This is a genomic window from Oleiphilus sp. HI0086 (genome assembly GCF_001635225.1).
Map to the genome: position 1 here is coordinate 1 of NZ_LWFZ01000125.1, position 703 is coordinate 703.

Annotated in this window: 1 protein-coding gene; it reads left to right on the top strand. The window is 42.4% G+C overall.

From position 1 onward, the window contains the following. Positions 1 to 179: 179 nt before the first annotated feature. Positions 180 to 703 (top strand): FoF1 ATP synthase subunit gamma (locus A3756_RS01840; protein WP_197481101.1); only part of this gene is annotated, 524 nt, incomplete at its 3' end.

Below are 703 nucleotides of genomic sequence, written 5' to 3' on the forward strand. Positions count from 1 at the left end.
ATTAACGAAAAAGGCGATTACAACAATGATATCGCTGACGGCATTAAATCAGCTCTTGAGCAATTTAAGTCGACGCAAACTTGGTAAGCCGATTGTTGAGTACTGGAGATCTATGAATACTGCAGTACTCGACTGTCATTTATACCTCAAAGTGAACAAGACTTTAAAGGCGATATAAAATGGCCGTTGGTAAAGAGATACGAAATCAGATTTCGAGCGTAAAAAGCACGCAGAAAATTACAAGCGCAATGGAAATGGTTGCCGCGAGTAAGATGCGTAAAGCTCAAGATCGTAAGAGTTTGGGTAAGCCCTACTCAGAAAAAATTCGTTCGATTGTCAGTCACTTGGCAAATGCGAACACAGAATATAAGCACTTATATTTGCAAGAGCGCGAAGTTAAGCGTGTTGGCTATATCATCGTTTCTACAGACCGAGGTTTGTGTGGCGGTTTGAACGTCAACTTGTTCAAGAAAGTTGCTAAAGATATGAAAAACTACGCGGATAACGCAGTAGAAGTCGATCTTTGCGCGGTTGGACAAAAAGCAATTAGCTTCTTTAAAAGCTACGGCGGTAATGTCGTTGCTGCATTAAGTCACCTTGGTGACGCACCTGCAGCACATGAGCTGATCGGTTCTGTAAAGGTGATGTTGGATGCTTACGAAGAAGGCAAGATCGACCGCCTTTACGTGGTATACAACGAGTT